This is a genomic window from Nocardia sp. NPDC003999 (genome assembly GCF_053604885.1).
In genome coordinates this window covers 71,005-92,543 of sequence record NZ_JBSGIB010000012.1, presented here as the reverse complement: position 1 = coordinate 92,543, position 21,539 = coordinate 71,005, and the positions used below count along the sequence as shown (strand labels likewise).

General features: G+C 70.8%; 17 protein-coding genes and 1 pseudogene. 14 read left to right on the top strand and 4 right to left on the bottom strand.

Features of this window, described 5'->3' with window-relative positions; genetic code table 11:
• Positions 1–108 precede the first annotated feature (108 nt).
• The 4 genes and pseudogenes from ACWESM_RS23190 to ACWESM_RS23175 form a co-directional block, all read right to left on the bottom strand.
• Positions 109–978 (bottom strand): annotated as a pseudogene (locus tag ACWESM_RS23190) (RtcB family protein); the annotation flags it as partial.
• A gap of 91 nt (positions 979–1,069) precedes the next feature.
• Positions 1,070–2,149 (bottom strand): amidohydrolase family protein, encoded by a 1,080-nt coding sequence (locus ACWESM_RS23185; RefSeq protein ID WP_397277285.1) that lies wholly within the window; start codon positions 2,147–2,149, stop codon positions 1,070–1,072.
• A gap of 1 nt (position 2,150) precedes the next feature.
• A complete protein-coding gene (locus ACWESM_RS23180; RefSeq protein ID WP_452493624.1) occupies positions 2,151–3,521 on the bottom strand; it encodes a glutamine synthetase in 1,371 nt (456 codons plus the stop codon).
• 52 nt (positions 3,522–3,573) lie between these two features.
• Positions 3,574–4,452 carry a ribokinase gene (locus tag ACWESM_RS23175; protein ID WP_397277289.1) on the bottom strand — a complete coding sequence of 293 codons (879 nt, stop codon included), beginning with the start codon at positions 4,450–4,452 and terminating at the stop codon, positions 3,574–3,576.
• A gap of 99 nt (positions 4,453–4,551) precedes the next feature.
• Here ACWESM_RS23175 and ACWESM_RS23170 point away from each other — a divergent pair, with 99 nt between their 5' ends.
• From ACWESM_RS23170 to ACWESM_RS23105, 14 genes are all read left to right on the top strand, one after another.
• Positions 4,552–5,817: a glutamate-5-semialdehyde dehydrogenase gene (locus ACWESM_RS23170; RefSeq protein WP_452493621.1), complete on the top strand. Its 1,266-nt coding sequence runs from the start codon at positions 4,552–4,554 to the stop codon at positions 5,815–5,817.
• Positions 5,818–5,907: 90 nt separating this feature from the next.
• Complete coding sequence (locus tag ACWESM_RS23165) at positions 5,908–6,789, top strand: AAA family ATPase (protein WP_355072339.1); 882 nt, start codon at positions 5,908–5,910, stop codon at positions 6,787–6,789.
• Positions 6,790–6,792: 3 nt separating this feature from the next.
• Complete coding sequence (locus ACWESM_RS23160; protein WP_452493619.1) at positions 6,793–8,220, top strand: vWA domain-containing protein; 1,428 nt, start codon at positions 6,793–6,795, stop codon at positions 8,218–8,220.
• Between the two features lie 8 nt (positions 8,221–8,228).
• On the top strand, positions 8,229–8,570 hold the full coding sequence (locus ACWESM_RS23155; protein ID WP_452493617.1) for an MmcQ/YjbR family DNA-binding protein: 342 nt from the start codon (positions 8,229–8,231) through the stop codon (positions 8,568–8,570).
• Positions 8,571–8,619: 49 nt separating this feature from the next.
• Positions 8,620–10,470, top strand: a complete 1,851-nt coding sequence (locus ACWESM_RS23150) for an HSP90 family protein (RefSeq protein WP_452493615.1) — start codon at positions 8,620–8,622, stop codon at positions 10,468–10,470.
• A 2-nt stretch (positions 10,471–10,472) separates the two neighbouring features.
• Positions 10,473–12,425: a hypothetical protein gene (locus ACWESM_RS23145; RefSeq protein WP_452493613.1), complete on the top strand. Its 1,953-nt coding sequence runs from the start codon at positions 10,473–10,475 to the stop codon at positions 12,423–12,425.
• A 116-nt stretch (positions 12,426–12,541) separates the two neighbouring features.
• Entirely contained in the window at positions 12,542–13,183 is a 642-nt protein-coding gene (nadD, locus tag ACWESM_RS23140) for a nicotinate-nucleotide adenylyltransferase (protein WP_355072347.1), read from the top strand.
• Positions 13,184–13,277: 94 nt separating this feature from the next.
• Positions 13,278–13,691: a ribosome silencing factor gene (rsfS, locus tag ACWESM_RS23135; RefSeq protein ID WP_355072349.1), complete on the top strand. Its 414-nt coding sequence runs from the start codon at positions 13,278–13,280 to the stop codon at positions 13,689–13,691.
• A 71-nt stretch (positions 13,692–13,762) separates the two neighbouring features.
• Positions 13,763–14,347 carry a histidine phosphatase family protein gene (locus ACWESM_RS23130; protein ID WP_379254761.1) on the top strand — a complete coding sequence of 195 codons (585 nt, stop codon included), beginning with the start codon at positions 13,763–13,765 and terminating at the stop codon, positions 14,345–14,347.
• Between the two features lie 799 nt (positions 14,348–15,146).
• A complete protein-coding gene (octT, locus tag ACWESM_RS23125) occupies positions 15,147–15,842 on the top strand; it encodes a diglucosylglycerate octanoyltransferase (protein ID WP_355072959.1) in 696 nt (231 codons plus the stop codon).
• A gap of 3 nt (positions 15,843–15,845) precedes the next feature.
• The gene (locus ACWESM_RS23120; protein WP_355072350.1) at positions 15,846–16,688 is read left to right on the top strand and encodes a DegV family protein; all 843 of its coding nucleotides are present in this window, start codon (positions 15,846–15,848) and stop codon (positions 16,686–16,688) included.
• 82 nt (positions 16,689–16,770) lie between these two features.
• On the top strand, positions 16,771–17,256 hold the full coding sequence (locus ACWESM_RS23115; protein ID WP_355072352.1) for a GNAT family N-acetyltransferase: 486 nt from the start codon (positions 16,771–16,773) through the stop codon (positions 17,254–17,256).
• Positions 17,257–17,844: 588 nt separating this feature from the next.
• Positions 17,845–18,765 carry a helix-hairpin-helix domain-containing protein gene (locus tag ACWESM_RS23110; RefSeq protein ID WP_397277306.1) on the top strand — a complete coding sequence of 307 codons (921 nt, stop codon included), beginning with the start codon at positions 17,845–17,847 and terminating at the stop codon, positions 18,763–18,765.
• A complete protein-coding gene (locus ACWESM_RS23105; protein WP_452493609.1) occupies positions 18,762–21,524 on the top strand; it encodes a ComEC/Rec2 family competence protein in 2,763 nt (920 codons plus the stop codon). The genes ACWESM_RS23110 and ACWESM_RS23105 overlap by 4 nt, the downstream gene beginning before the upstream one ends.
• Positions 21,525–21,539 lie beyond the last annotated feature (15 nt).

Genomic DNA, 21,539 nt, shown 5'->3' with positions numbered 1-21,539 from the left:
CTCCCAGAGTGGTTGATGACCGAAGGACATGATGGGCGCCTTCACCCACTCGCCGCCCTCCGTGAGCAAGGTATGCATGCCACCCGCGAGCTCCGAGATAGGGCGGCAACCTTGTTCCGTCATCACCGAGGTCTCCCCGGCGAAGCAGCTTATCGGCTGCTCGAAACGCACTCCGCGATCGGCGAATTCGGCGGCGACCGCACGGCAGACCAGGGCGAGCATCACCGCGCGGTTGCGCGCCGCGTACTCCTGCGCCCAGGTGAGGTCGCGCCGGTACGCCCGCATCTCCGGCGTGCCGGAGACGAAGACCGCCAGGTCGCGGTCGGGCAGATCGACGTTGTGCGGCAGCGTGCGCGCGATCGAGATGTGCCGCTCGGCGAGTTCCTTGCCGATGTTGCGGCTGCCGGAGTGCAACAGGATCCACACCCGGTCGTCCTGGTCCAGGCAGACCTCGATGAAGTGGTTGCCGCCGCCGAGCGTGCCCATCTGCTTGCGCGCCTTCGACTCTCGTGCCTGAACCCGGCTGTCCAGCGCGCCGAACGAACCCCAGAACCGGTCCCAGCCCGCGCGCAGCGCCGCAGTGCTCGCGCCGAGGCCCGCGACCTGGCCGCCGAGCCGGGTGACATCGACGGCGTCGTGATGCGCCTGGAAGCCGACCGGCACCGCCGCCTCGATGCGCGACCGCAGCGAACGCAGGTTGTCGGGCAGATCCGCCGCGGTGAGATCGGTGCGCACGCTCTCCATGCCGCACCCGATGTCCACGCCGACCGCGGCGGGGGCCACCGCGTCCTTCATCGCGATCACCGAGCCGACCGTGGCCCCCTTGCCGAGGTGCACGTCCGGCATCACGCGGACGCCGTGGACCCATTTCAGCGCGGCGATGTTGCGCAGCTGCTGGAGCGCGGCCTGCTCGACCTCGTGCTCGTCGGCCCACATCAGCGTCTGCGCCTTGGTGCCGCGCAGCTCGACGGGAAACATGGTGTCGATCCTTCCGTTGGTTATGCCATCAACGGTAGGTACCGAGGACACCCGGCGCACCCGAATATTCGACCGCCCGGAATGCTGGCGGTCAGCCGGCCGCCTGCTCGAACCGTGCGCGATAGACGCGCTCGGCGTTCCCGTGGGCGATGGCGCTGACCAGGGCTTCGGCGTCGGCGGTGGTGATCGCGTCGTCGGCGAGCCACTCGTCGACGAGCTTGCCGAGACCGCGCCGCCAGAGCAGGGCGCCCAGGTAGTGCAACTCTGGGAGCCCGTAGCCGTCGGAGGAGTAACACAGCGCCCGGAACGGAGCCAGCTCCAGCGTCTCGGCCAGCACGGCCCCGGCCCGCTGTCCCACATAAGGGATGGTCAGGCCCAGATCCAGATGGACGTGCTCGAAGACGTGCGCGAGGTAAGCGGCATGGCGATGGAAGGGCCAGCAGTGCAGCAACATCACCGACAGCCCGGTGCCCGCGGTCCGGCGCAGGAAGTCGGTGAGCAGCAGCGGGTCGCCGTGCCGCAGGCGCAGGTCCGGGTCACCGAATCCGGTGTGGAATTGCAGCGGAAGACCTAGTTCGGCGCCGATGCGCGCGCCGAGGCCGACCAGCCAGCCGAGGACGTCCGGATCGGTGAGCCGGTGCTCGGGCGCGAAACTGGTCGGCGGGTGATCCCGCGGCGGGAAGTCCAGACCGCACCGGTAGGCCACGATCGTCTTCAACCCGACGGCGCCGACCGCCCGAGCGCGCAGCTCCTCCTCGATCCGCTCGTACACCCCGGACACCGCGCCGACCTGCGCGACGACTTGCTCGGCCACTTGCTCCAGCCGCACCACCTCGCGCACCTCCCCGCCGGCCAGTTCGATGAAATCCGCTGTTCCACCACCGATTCCGGTGTCCAGAAACCATCGGGTCACCCCGGTGGCGCGCAGCAGCCGGGCGGACACCTCGCGCGCGCCGAGCCGGGCGCGATGACGCAGGTAGACGTCCGGGCCGACGTGGGCGGGCAGATCGAGCGCGGGGGCACACCAGCGGCGCACGGCGAGCCCGATCGCGGAATCGAAACTGCCGCGCGCGCCTTCCCCGAGCAAGCGCTCGAAGCCGGGCCGATCCAGGTTCTCGGTGTACACCCCGTGGCAGTGGTGGTCGGTGAGCCGGACACCGTCGGTGAGCATGTCAGAACCGCCAGCGGGTCAGGGCGACCAGCTCGTCGGCGCTCGCGGCGGCGTACCGCTCGGCCTCCGCGCGGCGCACGGTGAGCAGCGAGTCGTGTAGTTCGACGCCCATGGCGTCGGCGAGCACCGTGGACGCGGCGAGGTGGTCGGCGGCTTCGGACGGGGTGGTCGGCAGGCGGCGCACATTCGATACCATGCGTGCCTCGGCGTCGAAAGTCGCTGGATCACCGGTGATTTCGACCGGAAGGCGCAACTGTTCGGCGACACCGGCGAGCCCGGCGGCGATCACCGACCCGACGATCAGGTACGGATTGCCGGTCGCGTCGAAACATTTGATCTCGGCGTTGGCCGCCCACGCCTCGGTGCCGCGCACCCCGGTGACGAACCGTAGCGCGGCCTCTCTGGTCTCGTGGCCCCAGCACTGCCAGACTCCCGCCCAGCGCGACGGCTCCGACCGCAGGAAGCTCGCCGGATTGCCCGCGCCGACCGCGACCAGCGCGGGCAGTTCGCGCAGCACTCCCGCCAGGAACGCCTCGCCGGTCCGCCGCATGCCGTGCGGGCCGTCGCCGTCCGCGAACAGCGGTCCGTCCTCGTCGGTCACCGACAGGTGCAGGTGCGCTCCGGAACCGGCGCCGCCCGGTTCGATGCACGGGGCGAGCAGCGCCCGCCTGCCGTGCCGCGCGCTCACCTGCCGGATCGTGTGCCGGACCAGCACGGCCTCGTCGGCGGCGGTGACCGGCTCGGACGGTTCGACCGACAACTCCAGTTGCGCGAGGGCGTATTCGGGATGGAACTGGGCGACGGTGACGCCTTGGCGCTCGAGTGCGGCGACCAGGTCGGCGGCGTAGTCGGCCACCTGCCCGAGCCGCACCAGTCCGTAGGCGGGGCCGTGGATCGCGGGTGTGAAGTCGTCGGTGTCGTCGGCGCGGCCCACCGCCCATTCGGTCTCGAACGCCATGGACAACCGCAGTCCGGCGGCCTGCGCCGCAGCCGTCTGGCGTGCCGCGAAGTGGCGCTGGCAAGCGGCGAAGCGGGTGCCGTCCTGGGTGTATTTGTCCGTGGGCGCCCACGCCCAGCCGGGCTGGCAGGCCAGTTCGGTGAGCATGCTCAGATCGGGGACGAGTCGCAGGTCGCCGTCGGGCCCGCCGAGATAGCGCCCGATCGCCATCAGGTCGTCGAAGGCGAAGGTCTCGAAGCACGGCGACACTCCGACGCCGTACCGGGACGCTCGGTCCAGCCGCTGGCTGGGGACGGTTTTCACGCGCGTGATGCCCGCGTTGTCCACGAAGCTCAGCGCGACCATGGCCGCGTCCAGCCGCTCGATCGGCGCGGTGTCGCCCTCGGCGGGGATGCGATCCGGCGTGGTGGCCATGCCCATCACGATATCGGCTCGGGCGCAGCGGGAGCCGCCGCGGCGCGAGTCGTCACTCCGCGGCGAGGGCTGCGGTGATCTCCTCGCGGGCCGGGATCGAACTGCTCGCGCCCAACCGGGTCGTAGCCAGCGCCCCGGCCGCGCAAGCCCAGGTCAGCGCCCATTCCGGCCCCCGATGCCAGGCTGCGGCCAGCGCACCGGTGAAGGCGTCGCCCGCGCCGGTGGTGTCGACGACATCGACCCGCGGGCTGGGCTGGGACAGGCGGGCGCCGTCCGGTCCGCGATAGTCCGCGCCCGCCGCCCCGCGGGTGACGACCACGTGCGCGACGGTGTCCAGGTCCGCGCCCAGTTGCTCGGCCTCGCCGGAATTCACCACGGCGACATCGATATTCGTCCAAAGATCGGCGGGCAGCGGACGGGCGGGCGATGGGTTCACCAGCACGGTGGTGTCGTGCGCGCGGGCGTGGCGGGCCGCGGCGGCGATCGTTTCGACCGGAATCTCCAGCTGGCACAACAAGATATCGGCGGCCGCGATCGCCGCCAGGTCGTCCTCGGTCAGCTCGGTCATCCGCGTGTTGGCGCCTCCGACGACGATGATGCTGTTCTCGCCGTCGTCGTCCACCACGATCGTGGCGATGCCGCTCGGCCCGGCGACCGTGCGCAGCCGGTCGGTGAACACCGCGGCGTCCGTGAGCGCCGCGCGCAGTTCACCGGCGAAGACGTCGTCGCCGACCGCCCCGAGGAAGCTGACCTCGCCGCCCGCCCGCCGCGCAGCGATCGCCTGATTCGCGCCTTTCCCGCCGGGCACCATGGCGAAGCCGTTGCCGAGGACCGTCTCACCGGGGACCGGTCTGCGTGCGGTCGTAGTGATCAGGTCCATGTTGACGCTGCCGAGCACCACGATCGCGGGAGCGTCCGATTCGACCGTCATATCGCCGGACGGTAGTCGCCCGGCCCGGGTCGCGCACGTGACCGCGCCCGCGTCGCAGCGGGTGGAATCGGCGGTGTACCCGGTGCGTAGGCTGTACCCATGACGGTAGGAACGACCACCCAGCCTGATGTTCGCGAGGTGGTGCACGAGGCCGCGCGCAAGGCCAGGGTCGCGTCGCGAGCCCTCGCCCCGCTGACGACGGCGCGGAAGAACGACGCCCTGCACGCCGCCGCCGACGCGCTGCTGGCCGCCGCCGATCGGGTGCTGGCCGCCAATGCCGAGGACATCGCCGCGGCGCGGGCCGCGGGCACCGAGGAGTCACTGCTGGACCGGCTGCGGCTGACCGAGCCCCGCATCGACGGCATCGCCTCCGGGTTGCGTCAGGTGGCGGGACTGCCCGATCCGGTGGGTGTGGTGGTGCGCGGCTCGACGCTGCCGAACGGCTTGGAGATCCGGCAGGTGCGAGTGCCGCTCGGCGTGGTCGGCATGGTGTACGAGGCCAGGCCGAACGTCACCGTCGACGCGTTCGGGCTCGCGCTCAAGTCCGGTAACGCCGCCCTGCTGCGCGGCTCATCCTCGGCGGCCCGCTCCAACGCCGCGCTCGTCGCGGTGCTGCGCGAATCGCTTGCCGCGCAAGACATCCCGGCCGACGCCGTGCAGTTGCTGCCGAGTGAGGACCGTTCCAGCGTCACGCATCTGATCCAGGCCCGCGGCCTGGTCGACGTGGTCATTCCGCGCGGCGGCGCCGGGTTGATCAACGCCGTCGTGCGTGACGCGCAGGTGCCGACCATCGAGACCGGTACCGGCAACTGCCACGTCTACGTGCACGCCGCCGCCGACCTGGACATGGCCGAGCGGATCCTGATCAACGCCAAGACCCGCCGTCCCAGCGTGTGCAACGCCGCCGAGACCGTGCTGATCGACGCCGGGATCGCGGACACGGCGCTGCCCCGGCTCACCGAAGCGCTGGAGCGTTCCGGCGTCACCATCCACGGCGACCTGCCCGGCCAGGTTCCGGCCACCGAGGCCGACTGGGGCGAGGAATACCTCACCCTGGACATCGCGCTCAAAGTGGTCGACGGCCTGGACGCGGCGGTGGAGCACATCAACACCTGGGGCACCGGCCACACCGAGGCCATCGTCACCGGCGACCTCCCCGCGGCCCGCGAGTTCACCAGCCGGGTCGACGCCGCCGCCGTGATGGTGAACGCCTCCACCGCGTTCACCGACGGCGAGCAGTTCGGCTTCGGCGCCGAGATCGGCATCTCCACCCAGAAGTTGCACGCTCGCGGCCCGATGGCGCTGCCGGAGCTGACCTCCACGAAGTGGATCGTCTGGGGCGAAGGACAGATCCGGCCCGTCTGACCCGCGTGCGCGGCGGCCACGGCCGAGGCCGAGTCGGCATCGGCGACGCGCTGCCGTAGCGTGGGGGACGGTTCGGAAGGAAGGTGCCGGGTGGTGTCGGAGAGCGCAGTACAGGAGCCGATCTTCACGTCGGTGGACGACGTGATCGAACGGTTGGCCAGCACGGGCTACCTGGCGGACAAGGCCACCGCCACCTCGGTGTTTCTCGCCGATCGGTTGGGCAAGCCGTTGCTGATCGAAGGACCGGCGGGTGTCGGCAAGACCGAGCTGGCGCGCGCGGTCGCGCAGACCTCGGGCGCCGAGCTGGTGCGATTGCAGTGCTACGAGGGCGTCGACGAGGCCCGCGCGCTGTACGAGTGGAACCACGCCAAGCAGATCCTGCGCATCCAGGCGTCCAGCGAGAACGACTGGGAAGAGACGAAGGCCGACGTCTTCACCGAGGAGTTCCTGCTCTCGCGCCCGCTGCTGACCGCGATCCGGCGCACCGATCCCACGGTGCTGCTGATCGACGAGACCGACAAGGCCGACGTCGAGATCGAGGGCCTGCTGCTCGAGGTGCTCAGCGACTTCGCGGTGACGGTACCGGAACTGGGCACGATCACCGCCAGCCGCAAACCGTTCGTGGTGCTCACCTCGAACGCCACCCGCGAGCTGTCCGAGGCGCTCAAGCGTCGCTGCCTGTACCTGCATCTGGATTTCCCGGACGAGGAGCTGGAGCGGCGCATCCTGGCCAGCCGGGTGCCCGAACTGTCGGCGGCCGTCGCCGCGCAGCTGGTGCGGATCGTGCACGTGCTGCGCGGCATGCAGTTGAAGAAGCTGCCCTCGGTCGCGGAATCGATCGACTGGGGTCGCACGCTGCTGGCGCTCGGCCTGCGGGACCTGGACGACACCACCGTCCGAGCGACGCTCGGTGTGGTCCTCAAACACCAGAGCGACCACCAGCGCGCGCTGGCCGAACTGAAGCTGGCCTGAGCCATGGCGACCGGGCCGGTCCCCGCCGAAGTCGCGGCACTGAGCGCGCCACACGGTATTCCGGGACATCTGGTCGGGTTCGTGGAGGCGCTACGGGCGCGCGGGATACCGGTCGGACCGTCGGAGACGGTGGACGCGGGCCGCGTGGTGACCGTGCTCGACCTGATGGACCGTGAGGTCCTGCGGGAGGGGCTGGCGTGCGCGTTGTTGCGGCGCACCACCCACCGCGCGACCTTCGACGGGCTGTTCGACCTGTGGTTCCCCGTCGCCGTCGGGCAGCGCGCCGTGAGCCAGGACGAGCTGGAGATCCCGCACACGCCCTCGGGAGACGTGGACATCCCGGCGCTGCGCGAACTGCTCGCGGAGTTGCTGGCGCAGGAGTCGGCGACCCAGCAACTGGAGGCGCTGGCCGCGCAGTTGGTCGAGCAACTCGGCCAGTACCAGTCCGCCCGCGGTCCGTCTTTCTCGTCGTACCAGGCGCTGAAAGAGGTGCAGCCGCAGACGTTGCTGGCGAAGATCCTCGCGGGCATGGCCCTCGGGCCGAACACGAGCGAGTTCGACTCCGAGATCGCCCGCCGCGCCGCCCGGCAGCGCATCGCGGGCTTCCGCGCGACCGTCGAGGCCGAGACCAGGCGGCGCGTCGCCGAACGGATCGGACGCGAACGCGTGGCGAGCTACGGAGTCGCCCGGCAAGCCGAGGAGGTCGACTTCCTGCGCGCCTCCGAGGCCGAACTCTCCGAACTCAAGCGCAGTACCCAGCGGTTGGCCCGCATCCTGGCTTCGCGTCTGGCCGCGCGTCGCAGGCACGCCCATCGCGGAGCCATCGACCTTCGCCGCACTCTGCGCGCGTCCATGTCCACGGGCGGCGTGCCCATCGACCTGGTGAACCGCAAGCCGCGACCGGGCCGCCCCGAACTGGTTCTGCTGTGCGATGTGTCGGGCTCGGTGGCCGGCTTCAGCAACTTCACGCTGCTGCTGGTGAGCGCGCTGCGCGAACAGTTCTCCCGGGTGCGCATCTTCGCGTTCGTCGACCAGATCGACGAGGTGACCCGGTTCTTCGATCCGCACACCCAGCTGGACCGGTCGATGACCCGGATCTTCGGTGAGGCGAACGTCGTCGGCCTGGACGGGCACTCCGACTACGGCAACGCGCTGGCCGGGTTCGCCAGGGACTTCCCGGACGCCGTCACCAGCCGCAGCTCGCTGCTGATCCTCGGCGACGCCCGCACGAACTACCGTGACCCGGAGCTGAACACCCTGCGGTCGCTGGTCGAGGTGGCCAAGCACGCGCACTGGCTCAATCCCGAACCGCGCAACCAGTGGGGTTCCGGCGATTCCGCGGCGGACAAGTACCGCGACGTGATCGAGATGCACGAATGTCGTTCGGCCAAACAACTCACCGCGGTGGTTTCGCGGCTGCTACCGGTGTAGGAGACGGCATGGACGATGCCGCGCTGCTGAGCTACTGCCTGGCCAAGCCGGGCGCCTGGCAGGACGAACCGTGGGAGGGCGACGTCGTCGCCAAGGTCCGCGACAAGATCTTCGCCTTCCTCGGCGCGACATCGGTCGGCCTCAAATGCGGGCGGACCCGCGAGGAGGCCGACGAACTGGTCCGGGTGTACCCGGGGGACGTGGCGGCGTCGGCCTACATCGGGCGGTACGGCTGGAACGTCATCCAGTTCGGCGGCGCGGTCTCGGATAACGAACTCTACGAGCTGGTCGATCTCTCCTACGAGGCCGTCGTGCGCAAACTGCCGAAGAGCAAGCGCCCGACCGCCTGAAAGGGTTCGTTAAGGGGATCTTTGGCGTGCGCCGACAAGATCGGCGGCCATGGGGAACAGAACGCCGGACGATCCGGTGGCGGTGCACAATAACTATTCGTTTCAGGTCGATTTGCGCGGGATAGTCGATCTGCTTTCTCATCACCTCTATTCGAGTCCGCGGGTCTATCTGCGCGAGCTGTTGCAGAACGCCGTCGACGCGGTCACCGCACGTGTTCGGCTCGATCCGCTGGCTCCCACCGGAATTCGGCTCTCCGTGGACGAGTCCGGGCTGCGGATCAGCGATCCCGGTGTCGGCCTGACCGACGCCGACGTGCACCGGTTCCTCGCCACCATCGGCCGCTCGTCCAAACGCGACGACATCGAAGGCGCGCGACGGGAGTTCCTCGGACAGTTCGGAATCGGGTTGCTGGCCTGTTTCACGGTCGCCGAGACGATCCGGGTCGTCACCCGATCGGCCGCCGACCCGACCGCCTCGCCGGTCGAGTGGCTGGCCCGCGCCGACGGCACGTACTCGGTGCGCTCACTCGATCGAGGCGAGTACGCGCAACCGGGCACGACGGTGTGGCTCACCCCGCGCGGGGGAGCCGGGGAGTGGTTCCGGCCGCAGCGGGTGACCGACCTGGCACGCGAATTCGGGTCGCTGCTGCCCTACGAGGTGACGGTGGAGTCGGACGGTGCTGTGACGACGGTCACCGAAGGCGTTCCGGTCTGGCGCCGCGCGTATCCGTCGGCGCAGGGGCGCAGGGCCGCCCTGCTCGACTACGGTCACCGGACGCTGGGCTTCGTCCCGCTCGACGCCATCGAGCTCGATGCCGGTGCGGCAGGCGTCAGCGGTGTGGCCTATGTCCTGTCCCAGCCGGGCAACCCGTCCGACAGCAGTGCGCATCGGGTGTACCTGAAGGGCATGCTCCTGGGCGACGCGGTGCGCGGCGTGCTGCCGGATTGGGCGTTCTTCGTGCGCTGCGTGCTCGACACCGACACGCTGCGCCCCACCGCGTCGCGGGAGGGCCTCTACGAGGACGAGCGGCTCGCCGTCGTGCGCGAGGTGCTCGGAGACCGGATCCGGGACTGGCTCACCGAGATCGCCGCCGAACAGCCGCAGCGGCTGGCCGCGTTCCTGTCCGTGCACGCACTCGGCGTGAAGGCGATGGCGAGCCATTCCGTCGAACTGCTGCGCATCATGCTGCCCCATCTGCACTTCGAGACCACCGACGGGCGCGTGCCGCTCACCGAGTTCGCCCGCCACCACCGCACCGTCCGGGTGACGGCGACGGTCGAGGAGTTCCGTCAGGTGGCGGCCACCGCCGCCGCGCAGGGCATCGGCGTCGTCAACGGCGGCTACGCCTACGACCGGGAGTTGATCGCGCGGTTGCCGCGGTTGCTGCCCGGCGTCGAAGTGGTCGACCTGGACGTAGACGCGATCGCCGCGGCGCTCGACCCGGTCGACCCAGGCGACGAACTGGCGCTGGCCCCGGTGCTCGAACTGGCGCGATCCGTGCTCGACCCGCTGTCGTGCGACGTCATCGTGCGCGCCTTCCATCCGGTCACGGTGCCCGCGCTCTATCTCGACGTCCGCGCCGCACGCAACGAACGCGCCAGAGCGCAGACGGCCGGGGACGCCGACGACCTGTGGACCGAGATCCTCGGCGCCCTGGCGGTCGCGACACCGCGCGCTCGGCTGGTGCTCAACCACCACAGCCCGATCGTGCGCAGGCTGTCCCGCATCGACGATCCCGGCTTCCGGAAGACGGCGGTGGAATCGCTCTACGGGCAGGCCCTGTTGATGACCCACCGTCCGCTGAGCGCGGCCGACACGGCGCTGCTCAATCGCGCCTTCGGCGAATTCCTCGGCTGGGCCACCCAACGTGCCGCCGACCGCGGTGAAGAGACGGAGTGAGCATGGACGCCGCCGAGATCGGCGCGGCGCTGGCGCAGGTCTACGCGCTACCGCACGGCCGGACGCGCACCGAGCGACTGGAGACCCTGGCCGCGGCCGCGCGAACCGGATCGGATCGCGCGCTGGAAGGCAGGGTGCTGCTGGAGCTCGCGCAGTCGTACTCCTACGCGGGCGAACGCGATCTGGTGCCCGTCGCCTACGGCAGGTTGCTGCGGATCTACGACGACCACCCCGCCGAGCTGGGCTCGATGACGCACTCGGTGCACTGGTATCTGAAATGGGTGACCTGGGGCATGGTCGGCAACCCCGCGCTGCCGCTGTCCACGATCGATCGCTGGTTCGACGAACTGGACAGCCGCTACCGGCAGCGCGGCTACAGTCCGCGCCCGGTGCTGGCCCTGCGCTCCGAACTCGCCCGCGAGATCGGTGACACCGCGGCCGCCGCCGCGTGGCTGGAGCAGGCGATGGCCGCACCGCGCGACAGCATGTCCGACTGCGATGCCTGCGAGCGCGGCGAATGGGGTGTGACGAGCGTGTCTCTCGGTGACGACGAGGGCGGACTCGCGCACTGGAAGCCCGTGCTCGACGGCGAACGGACCTGCGCCGAGGAGCCGCACCGCGTTCTGGCGCAGGCACTGCTCCCGCTGGTGCGCACCGGCCGCGTCGCGGCGGCACGCGGCGCGCACCTGACCGGGTATCCGCTGGTCCGGCACACCGAGGACCTGCGTCCTTCGGTGGCGTCGCATATGGAATTCTGCGCGCTGACCGGCAACGAGGCACGCGGGCTGGAAATTCTCACCGAGCACGCGAACTGGCTGGCCGATTCCGGAGCCGACGCGGGCGCGCGCCTGGCCTTCGCCACCGGCGTGTGCGTGCTGCTGCGCAGGCTGGTGGCGCTGCGGCTGGGTGATCTTCCGCTTGCGGAGGGGACGGTGGAATCGGTGCGCGCCCGGTTGGAGGTCGAGATCGGCGCGTTGTGTGCTCGCTACGACGCCCGCAACGGCAACAGCTCGGTCAGCCTGCGCACCGCCGCCCGGCTCGCGGCCGAACCGCTACTGGACCGGTTGCCGCTCGGTTTGCGCAGCACACTGCCGCGCGCCGCGAGCGCGCCGGACAGCGTGCGGGCGGCCGACGACTTCTCCGGCGACCGAGCGACGGAGGTCCGCAGGCTGGCCGAACTCGGTGCCGCCCGGCTCGCCGATACGCCCGAGGAGGCGGAAGCCCACCTGCGGGAAGCGCTGGCGCTCGGTACGCAGGTGCTGGCCGGGGAGGAGGCCGCCCGGCTGGGCGCGCAGCTGGTCATCGCCATCGCGAGCCAGCCGGACCGCGAACTCGATCTGGCCGATGCCGCGGTGCGCGCCGCGGCACGCTGGGAAGGGCTGTCCGAACCGGATGTACTGCATCACACCGTGGTCGCCGCACGCGCGTTCCATCGCGCGGAGCGCCACGGCGAGGCCGTCGCCCTGTTCGAACACGCGCTGCTCAGCGGCGCGATTCCGTATCCGTCCGGCGAACTGGCGGTGGTGCGCGCGCAGTTCGGCCGATCGCTGAACGCACTGAACCGCCACCGCGAGGCCGCGCGGCAGTTCCTGGAGGCGGCACGACTCGTCGAACGCGACCCGGAGCGGACGAAGCTGCACGCCGAGCTGGCGTGGTCGGCCGCCACCGCGCTCGAGTACTGCGGGCAGGACGACGAGGCGGTGGCCGCCTACCAGCGCGCCGCACAGCTGTGGGCCGGGCTGGGCGCGGTGGCGGAGCGGGCGCGTTGCCTGCGGGCGGCGGCCTGGCTGCGCGTGTGCGGCGAAGCCGATCCCGAATCCGGGCTCACCTCGATGCGGACGCTGATCGCCGAGCTGGCCCCGCTGGCGGGCCGGTCGGCCGAGGCGGCGGATGAACTCGCGCGCACCCGCGAGCAGCTGGCCCGGATGCGCGAGATGGGAGACGCCACCGCCTGAGGCGCCGCCGGGCCCGGTGTGGCGGGGCATAGTGCGGGCGGGTGTCCCCAGTTCGCCGCCCGCCCCCGCTTACCGGCCCCGTGCGGGCCGTGGGCGACCCGTTAAGCTCGGCAGTCATGCACGAGACAGGTCGGCGCGGCCGCAAGCTCGGGGTGATGGGCGGCACGTTCGACCCCATCCACCACGGGCATCTGGTCGCCGCCAGCGAGGTCGCGCACCGGTTCGACCTGGACGAAGTGATCTTCGTCCCGACCGGGCAGCCCTGGCAGAAATCGCACAAGCAGGTCAGCCCGGCCGAGGATCGGTACCTGATGACCGTCATCGCGACCGCGTCCAACCCACGGTTCTCGGTGAGCCGTGCGGACATCGAGCGCGGCAAGGTCACCTATACCGTCGACACCCTGCGGGAGATGCGATCGGCCCATCCCGGCGCCGAGCTGTACTTCATCACCGGTGCGGACGCGCTGGCCAGCATCCTCACATGGCAGGATTGGGCAGAACTGTTCGAACTGGCGAAGTTCGTCGGGGTGAGCCGTCCGGGGTACGAGCTGAACATCGATCATCTCGAGGAGCATCTGCGGGATCTCCCGCCGGATGCGGTGACCATGGTCGAGGTCCCCGCGCTGGCGATCTCGTCGAGCGAATGCCGTCGCCGCGCCGCCGAGAATCGGCCGGTGTGGTACCTCGTCCCCGACGGCGTGGTGCAGTACATATCGAAGCGGCACCTGTATGTGCCCGGAGCAGCGGAAGGTAGCTGAGCGTGAGCGAGCGCAGCGAAGGTGCGGGCATGAGCGAGCGAACGATCCCCACGGCCGCGAGTGCCGTCCCGCCGAGCGCCCGGGGGGTGCAGGCATGACCGCGTCGACCGAGTCGGTGGAGATCGCGCAGGTCGCCGCGCTGGCCGCCGACGAGAAGCTGGCGTCCGACGTGGTGGTGCTCGATGTGTCGGAGCAGCTGGTGATCACCGACTGCTTCGTGATCGCGTCCGCGCCCAACGAGCGTCAGGTCAACGCCATCGTCGACAACGTGGAGGAGAAGCTCCGCGCGGCCGGGCACAAGCCGGTCCGGCGCGAGGGCACCCGCGAAGGCCGCTGGGCGCTGCTGGACTACGTCGACGTCGTCGTGCACATCCAGCACAACGACGAGCGCAATTTCTATGCGCTGGAACGCCTGTGGAAGGACTGCCCCGTGGTGCCGGTCGCCGGTCTCACCGGGGCCGCGCCGGATTCGCGCGCCGCGGCGACGGAGGACGAGGCGCGATCGTGAGCAGACATGCCGGCGTGCGCACCCTCATCCTGTTGCGCCACGGGCAGACCGAATGGAACGCCACCGACCGCATGCAAGGCCAGATCGACACCGATCTCACCGAACTCGGTCGCAGACAGGCCAAAGAGGCGGCACGCGAACTGGTTTCGCGCAACGCCATCGCTATCCACGCTTCGGATCTGCGCCGTGCCTTCGACACCGCGACGGCTCTGGCCGAACACACCGGGCTCACCGTCGTGCCCGACGTCAGGTTGCGGGAGACCAATCTCGGCGACTGGGAGGGATTGACCCACCTGGAGGTCGACGCCGACTATCCGGGCGCGCGCATGGCGTGGCGGCTGGACGCGCGCTACACCCCGCCCAACGGCGAGAGCAAACTCGAGGTCGGGGCGCGGTCGCTGCCGGTGGTGCAGGAGTTGCTGGTCGAACGGCAGGACTGGCCGGGCCGGACTATCATCCTGGTGGCGCACGGCGGGCTGATCGCCGCCCTCACGGCTGCGCTGCTCGACCTGCCGCCGCAGAACTGGCCGATCCTCGGAGGACTGGCCAATACCAGCTGGGTGCAGCTCAGCAGTCACGGCCCGAGCATCGAACAGCCCGGCTGGCGTCTGGATGTGTGGAACGCAGCGGCGAAGGTAGCACCGGATGTCCTCTGAAGAGCCGATCAGATCGGTCCCGGACGAACTGTTCCGTAAGGTCTCGGCGAAGGCCGAACGGCAGTTGCCCGACGCGTTGTTCGGCGGTCCGCCACCGGCTTCTCGCGAATCCGCGGCTACATCCGACGAAGCTTCCGGCGCGGCAGGCGATTCCGGCGGCGGGTCCGAGTCCGGAGAGGAATCCGACTCGGAGGACGACGGATCCGGTGACATCGTCACCAGCGCCGAGCCGCACGTACACGTCGGCGGCGGCGGCGCGTCGCCCGTCGGTGCCGCGAACGACGCTCCGGAACGGATTGCCGAGTCGGCGGAAACGCTCGGCGAATCGGTCTCCTCGACGGGGGACGGGTCCACTGCAACGTTCGGCGAACCGGTTGCCCCGGCGGCGGACGGTTCCGCGGCCTCTGCGATCGCGGAATCGGTTGGCACACGGGCGGATGGATTCGCCGGAGCACTCGGCAAATCGGTCGCGGTGACGGACGGGGCCGCGGCCGACACAATCGCCGGATCGGATGCCACGGTGGCGGCTGGGTTCGCAGCGGTGCTCGACGAACCGGTTGTCTCGGCGGGTAATGGGTCCGCTGCGGCGCTCGGCGAACCTGTTGCTCCGGCAAGAGAGGAGTCCGCGGCCGACACGATTTCCGCATCGCCCGCGCCGACAGACGCCGTGATCGAGTCCGCGACGCCCGGATCCGCTGTGCCAGGAGAACCTGAACTCGCTGCGCCCGAGTTCGCCGCTGTCGCTCCGGAATCCGCGGGCGCCGACGAACCCGCCGAAACGCGCGAAGCCGGGCGCCCGGTGCTGCTGGTGATCGCCGACTCCCTGTCCTACTTCGGGCCCAAGGGCGGACTGCCTGCAGACCATCCGCGTATCTGGCCGAACCTCGTTGCGGCCGAACTGGATTGGGACGTCGAATTGGTCGCCCGGATCGGCTGGACCTGCCGCGACGCCTATTGGGCCCTGATCGGCGATCCTCGGGTGTGGGCGGCGGTGCCGCGCGCCGGTGCGGTGGTCTTCGCCGTCGGCGGCATGGACACGCTGCCCTCGCCATTGCCCACCGCGCTGCGCGAACTGATCCGCTATGTGCGCCCGCCCGCGCTGCGCCGCGTCGTCCGCGCCACTTACAACTGGCTGCAGCCCAAGCTGTCGAAACTCGGCAGGCCCGTGGCGCTTCCGCCGAAGGTGAGTGTCGACTATCTGGAACAGTGCCGCACGGCTCTGGCGCAGTTGCGCCCTGACCTGCCGGTCGTCGCGGTGCTGCCCTCGGTGCACAACTGCGAGGCCTACGGCCGCGTGCACTCCGGGCGGCCACGGGCGGTGGAGGCGCTGCGCTCTTGGTCGAACCGGACTTCGGTGCCGCTGGTCGACCTGGGGGAAGCGGTGCGCGACAACATTTTCTCCGGCGAGGCGAATCCGGACGGCATCCACTGGGGCTGGGACGGTCACACGGCGGTGGCCAACGCGATGGTCAAGACCCTGCAGGAGGTTCGGTAGTCCGTGGCAGTCGTGGTCGTCACCGATTCGTCCGCCAGCCTCCCTGCCGAACATGTCGACGAGCTGGATATCGCCGTCGTCCCGCTGCACGTCCTGGTCGGTGACCGGGCGATGCGGGAAGGCGTCGATCCGGTCGAGATCGACTATGCCTCCGACACCGTGACCACTTCGGCCGCCTCGCCCGGCGAGTTGCGGGAGGTGTACGAGCGGGCCTTGGAGCGCAGCGGCGGTGACGGCGTTGTCGCGGTGCACCTTTCCCGGCGGCTGTCGGGCACATGGGAGGCCGGTCGGCAGGCCGTGCGCGACATGGACGCCGCCGACCGCGTCCGGCTGGTCGACTCGCTCGGAGCCGGGTTGGCCACCGGGCTGCCCGTGCTGGCCGCCGCCCGGCGTGCCGAGTCGGGAGCGCCGCTGGACGTGGTGTACGACGCGGCGGTGGCGGCCGCCGCGCGGGCCCGCACGTTCATCCTGGTCAATCGCACCGAGCAATTGCGGCGCGGCGGCAGACTGTCGTCGGCGGCGACGTTCTTCGCCAGCGAGCTGGTCACCAAGCCGCTGCTGCAGATCGTCGAGGGACGGCTGGAGCTGCGGGAGAAGGTCCGGACGCGCTCCAAGGCGTACGCGAAACTCGTCGCCGCGGCAGTCGACGCGGCGGGCGAGGACGGCGCCGCGGTGGCCGTGCAGCATCTAGGCGCCGAGGACGCCGCACAGACCATCGCGGGCCAGTTGCGGGAACTCGTTCCCGGCCTGGAAGAACTCATCGTCGCCGAGTTCGGGCCCGCGCTGGCAGTGCATCTCGGGTTGGGGGCGCTCGGCGTGCTCGTCGTCCCCGGCGGGTGTCGCTGAGCGTGTGCGGGTCTTCGGGCGGACAACGATCTCGGTGATCCGAATGCGAGCGCGTCGCCCGGCGTACGGCTAGCGTCGGAGCATGAGTTCCGCGAAGCCGCCGGTCCGTCCTCCGCTCACCGTGACCGCCGTGGACTGGGACCATCCGGACGCGGTGACGTTGCGCGCGGAGATGGCGGCCGAGGTCGGGCCGCGCTACGCGCATCTGGCCAGGCAACTGCCCACGAACCCGAACGCGGTGGATTCCGCCACTGTGCACAGCACTTTCGTGGCGTACTCCGATGGTCCGGTGGGTCACGCCGCGCTGCGGTGGAACGGGGAGGAACTCGAGGTCAAGCGGATGTTCGTCCGCCCCGCGCATCGCGGCTCGGGCGCGGCGGCGCTATTGCTCACCGCCGCCGAGGATGCGGCCCGCGCCGCTGGACGCCCCCGACTGATCCTGCAAACCGGTCACCTGCAACCGGAGGCCGTCCGCTTCTACGAACGCAGCGGTTACCACCGAGTTCCGATCTTCTCGCCGTACGAAGTGCTTCCCCTGTCGAACTGCTTCGCCAAGGATCTGGGCTGAGGCGGACCAGAGCCACGGCGGGTTCCGGCATAGCCGCCACTGTTCCCCGGTGAGTTGTGCACAGGGCCGCGGTTGTCAACATGTTCGTCGAATCCGCTGGTCGGACCGGTCTTTTCGGCGTCTGCCCGCACTACCGTCGCGGCCATGTCACGACAGGACGAACGCGAGCGGGTACGGCGGCGATTGGGTGAGCTGACCGCCCGGGTCGGCGCGAGCATGACGGCCGGTGTCGGCACCGGGAAGGCCGGGCCCGATGCGGAGCACGGACCGTCTGGATGGGAGACGACGCGGTCTGCGCGTAGCGTGCCCGTGGGGGAAACGGGGCAGCCGGATCGTCCGAGCCGCACCGCCATGGCCGCGGCGGCCGTCCCATACCGGCGTCGATCGAGCACGGTCGCACGCCCATCGACTGCGGATGAAAATGCCGCGCGTCCAGTGGGTCTCGGGTGGCAGACGGGCCGGACGCCGCCTGCCGTCCGCCCCGGTCCCCCAGCTGGGGAGACGCGACCCGCACCCGATGCCGGGAAGGTGGTGGATGCCCGCCCCGCCGAACCCGAGGATGACGAAGGCGACCGCCGGTCGGCACCCGTGAGAAACCACTCCGATGGCGCCGCGCAAACCGGTGGGGCCCGGCCCGCGAGCCGTCCTGCTGCCGCGGGGAAATGGGATCTCGTGCGGCTGCCCGGCCATCCCGCGCCCGACCGGGAGTCCGAAGACGATGTCGGCCGAGTTCGGTCGCCCGGCTGGCTGGAGGAGCCGGTGCCCGGCGCGAATCGGCTGCACCGCCTCGTGCCCGAACGGTTCCGGGGTCTGCGGCTCGATCCGGGGCGTTACGGGGTCCGTACGCTCGCGCTTGTCGGCCTTGCCGCGATGGTCGTCGCCGGGGTGGTCGTGTTCCGCGAACGCCCGATCGCTCACACGGTGCCGCCGTTGCCGATCGGACAGAGCGTCGCCTTGGCGACATCCAGTGCTGCCGCCACGAGCGCGGCCGGAGCGCCACCGCGAGCAGTCGATCCCGGCCCGCCGACGACGGAATTGGTCGTCAGCGTGGTCGGCCTGGTCCACCGCAGCGGTTTGGTTCGTCTCCCCGACGGTTCGCGTGTCGCCGACGCGCTCGCCGCGGCGGGCGGCCCGAGTGAAGGCGCGGACACCACCGGCCTGAATCTGGCGCAGCGGCTGTCGGATGGCGATCAAGTGCAGGTCGGTCCGGCCGCGCCGAGTTCGGGCGCGTCGCAGCAGGGCAGCGGCACGATCGGCGCAGGCGGGCGCCCATCCACCGGGTCCGCCGCCGCGCCGAGCCGTCCGTCGAGCCCGGCGGGCCGGATCGACCTCAACACTGCCTCCGAAGCCGAACTCGATGCTCTCCCCGGTGTCGGGCCGGTCACCGCACGCGCGATCATCAACTGGCGTACCACCAATGGTCGCTTCAGCACGATCGAGCAACTCGGTGAAGTCGAGGGCATCGGCCCCGCCCGCTTGGCGCGGCTGCGTGATCTGGTGCGGGTATGAACGCCGCCGGGTTGCTCGAACTGGTTCGCCGGAAGCTGGGTGCCGATACGGAATCGTCCATGGCCCGCCCGCGCGCCGGAGCCGTTCGAGGTTCGGGGGAGGGCGTCGCGTCGGAGGAGCCCGGCGTCGTTCAGGCACTCGACGCTCGCCTGCTGCCCGCCGCTTTGTGCTGCTGGGGTGCGACCATCGTGGCGGTGGCGGCAGGGTGGCGGGCCGGGATCGCGCTGGCGATCGCGTTGACGGTCTCGGCCATCGGGTTGTGGGTGTTGCTGTTGTGGGTGACCGCGCACCGCGGCGAACGCCGACGAGCGGTGGCGGTGGTTGCGCTCGCCGCCGTGGTGCTCGGCGCGGGGTTCGCGGCCGCGGCGGCATGGCGGGAACATCGCGTGGCGACCCATCCGCTGCGGGCTTCGTCCGGGCAGTCGGTGCGTGTGGTGGTCATTCCGACAGACGATCCGAAACCGCTGCGCGCCAAGGTCTCCGGCGGGGACCCACAATGGGTGGTCCGGGCGGATCTGCGCGAGTACGGCCGCGGCGGGGTGACGGTACGTGCGGGTGGCGCGGTGGTCGTCCTGGCTTCCGGTCCGGAGTGGGGTGACTTGTCGCCGGGCGGGCCGGTCGAGTTCCGCGCCAGGGTGGAGATGCCGCGCCGATCCGACCTCACCGTCGTCACGCTGCACGCGCAGGGCGCGCCCACTGCCGCCGGACCGCTGCCGTGGTGGCAGCGCGCCGCCGAGTCGGTGCGCGCCGACTTCGCGGCCTCGGCGACGCGAGCCCTGCCGGCCGACGCCGCAGGGCTGCTGCCAGCGCTGGTCGTCGGCGATACCTCGGCGTTGCCCGAACAGGTGCGCGAGGATTTCAAGATCGCTGGGCTGCAACACCTGACGGTGGTCAGCGGCGCGAATTTCACCATCTTGCTCTCGGTGGTGTTGCTCGTCGTACGCCTGCTGACGCTCGGCCCGCGCGGTGCTACGGCCGTCGCCGCCGTGGCGCTGCTGATGTTCATCGTCGTCACTAGGCCGGACCCGAGCGTGCTGCGCGCCGGTGCGATGGGCGCGATCACCCTGCTCGCCGTGCTCACCGGCCGTCGTAAACAGGCGCTGCCCGCGTTGTGCGCCGCGATCATCGCGTTGCTAGCCCTTTGGCCAGGGCTCGCCGTCGACGCGGGGTTCGCGTTGTCGGTCGTCGCGACGGGTGGCCTGATCCTGTTGGCGCCGAGCTGGGCCGACTGGTTGCGCGCCAGGGGATGGTGGCGGGTGCCCGCCGAGACAGTGGCCGTGTCCGCCGGGGCGTTCGTGGTCACGACGCCGATCATGATCGCGCTCACCGGACAGCTCAGCCTGGTCGCCGTCCTCGCGAACGTGCTGGTCGCGCCGGTCGTCGCGCCGATCACCGTCGCGGGGGCAGCCGGTGCCGCACTGTCGAGCCTGTGGTCGCCGCCGGCCGACTTGGCGCTGCGCTGCGCGGCACCGCCGCTGTGGTGGCTGTTGTGGGTGGCCCGCCACGCGGCCGCGCTGCCCGGCGCGTCCGTCGCGGTCCCGGGTGGCCTGGCGGGAGGTCTGATCGCGAGTGCCGTCGTGGTGGGCGTGATCGCGGCATTGCGCGCTCGCCCGGTGCGGCGGATCGCCGCCGCGGTCGTGGTCGGCGTCGCGGTGGTCCTGGTCCCGGTGCGGCTCTGGCACCCCGGCTGGCCGCCGACCGGCTGGGTCCTCGCGGCGTGCGACGTCGGCCAAGGTGATGGCCTCGCGCTGTCGGTCGGTCCCGGCGCCGCCGTGGTCATCGATGTCGGGCCGGATCCGCGTCCGATCCGGACCTGCCTGGATCGTTTGCGCGTCTCGCGCATCCCGCTGCTGATCCTCACCCACCCGCACGCGGATCACATCGACGGGCTCGCAGGCGCGCTGCACGGCCGCACGATCGACGCGATCGCCGTCGGCGTCCACGAGCTCGACGTGCTCGCGCCACCCGCACACGATCGGTCGACGCCCGAAGCGGGGCTCGGGTGCGCTTCCGTGCCCGCCACCGCACCGGCCGCGGAGGTGCACCGGCTCAGCGGGTTCGCGAAAGGTCATGCCCGGAACGACCGAATCGTTTCGTTCGGCCGACGAGATGCGCGAAGCCGGTTGCAGGGCAGCCATGATCGCGCCGCTACCGTGCTGGGACACGCGCAAATCGATTGTCGGCCAGTCGGATACGGGGTGCGGAGCCAGGCGCGTCCATCGGGTGACGCGCATGCCGCTGCCTCCGGTCTCACGCGGGTCGCGGCCATCGCCAGGAGCGCGGGAGTGCCGCTGCTGGAATTGTCGGCCGGACATGTTCTGAGTTTCGGGTCGATCGAACTGGAGGTGCTCGCACCGGCAAGGAACGGTCCGCGACCGGTCCGGGGCGCGGAAACCGACGGCGCCAACGACCGTTCGGTGGTCGTCACCGCTCGCACGCCCGCGGGCAGGATTCTGCTCACCGGGGACATCGAGGCCACCGCGCAGCGGGCTCTGATGCACGCCGGAATTCCCATCCAGGCGGAGATCCTCAAACTTCCGCACCACGGATCACGCACCACCACAAAGGAATTCCTCGACGCGGTGCGTCCGCGTCTGGTGCTGGTGAGCGTCGGCGCGGACAACACCTTCGGGCATCCCGCCCCCATCGTCCTCGCGGACTTGTCGGCCCTCGGCGCGACGGTGGTACGCACGGACCTGGACGGCGACATCGTGGTCTCGGCCGGAGGCGGCCACTTGCGTATGACGAGTTCGCGATGACCGGCGGATCACGCG